Raw genomic sequence first — 2977 nt, forward strand, 5'->3', positions numbered from 1 at the left:
CAGATAGGGACCGAACTGTCTCACGACGTTCTGAACCCAGCTCGCGTACCGCTTTAATTGGCGAACAGCCAAACCCTTGGGACCTTCTCCAGCCCCAGGATGCGATGAGCCGACATCGAGGTGCCAAACCTCCCCGTCGATATGAACTCTTGGGGGAGATAAGCCTGTTATCCCCGGAGTACCTTTTATCCTTTGAGCGACGGCCCTTCCATGTGGTGCCGCCGGATCACTAAACCCTGCTTTCGCAGCTGCTCGACCTGTATGTCTCGCAGTCAAGCACCCTTATGCTTTTACACGCTACACGCGATTGCCGACCGCGTTGAGGGTACCTTTGGGAGCCTCCGTTACTGTTTAGGAGGCGACCGCCCCAGTCAAACTACCCACCATACACTGTCCTCCCGCTATGGAGAGTTAGAATTCACCGCCTGCAAGGGTGGTATTTCAGGGGGGGCTCCACCGGCGCTGGCGCGCCGGCTTCCGGGCCTCCCACCTATCCTGCACGGGCGGGCGGTAAAACCAATATAAAGCTGTAGTAAAGGTTCACGGGGTCTTTCCGTCCCGCTGCGGGTAATCGGCGTCATCACCGATACCTCAATTTCACCGAGCTCGTAGCCGAGACAGCGTCCAATTCGTTGCACCATTCGTGCAGGTCGGAACTTACCCGACAAGGAATTTCGCTACCTTAGGACCGTTATAGTTACGGCCGCCGTTTACCGGGGCTTCAGTCGAAGGCTTCATGGGCGAACCCATTAACCTCCTTCCTTGACCTTCCGGCACCGGGCAGGTGTCAGCCCCTATACATCGTCTTGCGACTTAGCAGAGGCCTGTGTTTTTGTTAAACAGTCGATTGGACCGGGTCACTGCGCCCCGCCGGCCACCCGAAGGCGACCATTGGGGGGTCCTTCTCCCGAAGTTACGGACCGAGTTTGCCGAGTTCCTTAGCTACGATTTACTCGAGCACCTTAGCATTCTCTGCTCATCTACCTGTGTTGGTTTGGGGTACGAGCGAGTCCTGGCAATCAGCGAGGTGTTTCTTGGCAGCATGCTTACCCACACTATCGGTTTGCCCGTAGGCTCCCCGTACTGTCGGGCCTCGGCCTGGTGGCGGGTGGATTTTCCGGCCCGCCGGCCTGCGCCCTTTAACCTCCCATTCCGTCGGGAGGCGGTGGTGTCACGTCTGCGTAACCCCTGCTGATTATGGCCAGACCTCGGTACCGGAATATTTAACCGGTTGTCCATCGGCTTCGCCCAACGGCTACGCCTTAGGTCTCGACTAACCCTGATCCGATTAGCGTTGATCAGGAACCCTTAGATTTTCGGTGGACGGGTTTCGCACCCGTCTTATCGTTACTCATACCTACAGTTTCGCTTCCAGGTCCTCCACTCGGCCTTACAGCCAAACTTCGATGGGCCTGGAATGCTCCCCTACCACTCTATCCGCCGGATGGCGGATAGAATCCGCAGCTTCGGCACCACACTTATGCCCGCAAATTTTCGACGCCGGGCCGCTCGACTAGTGAGCTATTACGCACTCTTTCAAGGAATGGCTGCTTCTAAGCCAACCTCCTAGTTGTCTGGGCAACCCAACTTTCTTTATGCAACTTAGTATGGATTTAGGGGCCTTAGCTGGCGATCTGGGATCTTTCCCTCTTGCGACCGGACGTTATCACCCGGCCACTGACTACCTGGTAACACTACTCGGCATTCGGAGTTTGTCTAGGGTTGGTAGGCGGTGAAGCCCCCTAGCCTAATCAGTGCTCTACCTCCGAGCAGCTACACACCAGATGCTATACCTAAATATATTTCGGGGAGAACGAGCTATTTCCACGTTTGATTGGCCTTTCACCCCTATCCACAACTCATCCGATGGCTTTTCAGCGCCAGGCGGTTCGGGCCTCCACGTCGTCTTACCGACGCTTCACCCTGGTCATGGATAGATCACGTGGTTTCGCGTCTGCCCCAGCCTACTGGGCGCCCACTTGGGACTCGCTTTCGCTGCGGCTGTCTCCGCTAAGCGGATTAACCTTGCAGGCCAGGTGCAACTCGTAGGTTCATTATACAAAAGGCACGCCGTCACATCCATAATCCGAAGATTACAGACGCTCCGACCGCTTGTAAGCGTATGGTTTCAGGTACTGTTTCACTCGCCTTCTCGGCGTTCTTTTCACCTTTCCCTCACGGTACTGGTTCACTATCGGTCATATGCAATACTATAGCCTTGCCGGATGGTGCCGGCTGGTTCCCACAGGATTTCTCCGGTCCCGTGGTACTCAGGGAATCCCACCGGGGCACCGCGCGTACGTCTACAGGCCTATCACCTTCTGTGGGGCGGCTTTCCAGTCCGCTTCGTCTTTGCTCGGATTCCGTTTGTGGGCCCTACAACCCCCGACCCATAAATGGGGCGGGTTTGGGCTCACCCCCGTTCGCTCGCCGCTACTTGGGGAATCACTGTATTGTTTTCTGCTCCTGGGGGTACTTAGATGTTTCAGTTCCCCCCGTTTGACTTCTCCCGAATACTCGGGAGATACCTCCGATAAATCGGAGGTGGGTTGCCCCATTCGGACACCTGCGGATCCACGCTCTTGTGCAGCTCCCCGCAGCTTTTCGCAGCTTTACACGTCCTTCATCGCTCGCATATGCCAAGGCATTCACCATACGCCCTTCTATGTTTACACTGTATGGCTTGCAGCGCAAGCCACCAGTGCGATGACGCTCAATTCTAACCTTTGCTCCTGTGCCCGCCAGGTGGCCGGCACAGGATAAATCTGTTGTAAATCTATCAGCTTCACTACGTCAAAGAACACTTTTGAATCTATGATTGATGATTGGCAGTTCATGATTTACCATCAATCGCCAATCGTAGATCCCGTTGTATGTAAAAATTTTAATGGCCATGCACGCGCCGGGCGCACAGACTTTCGATTTATCGTTGGTGATGGTTGCTTCATTCTAATCACCAATCATAAATCCAAAATCC

At 55.0% G+C, this 2977-nt stretch carries 1 rRNA gene; it reads right to left on the reverse strand.

From position 1 onward, the window contains the following. Positions 1 to 2675 (reverse strand): 23S ribosomal RNA (locus tag ACESMD_RS15140); the annotation flags it as partial. Between the last annotated feature and the right edge of the window lie 302 nt (positions 2676 to 2977).

Origin of the sequence: Halomonas sp. (assembly GCF_041689495.1) — a bacterium.
In the GTDB taxonomy this organism is placed as follows: domain Bacteria; phylum Pseudomonadota; class Gammaproteobacteria; order Pseudomonadales; family Halomonadaceae; genus Halomonas.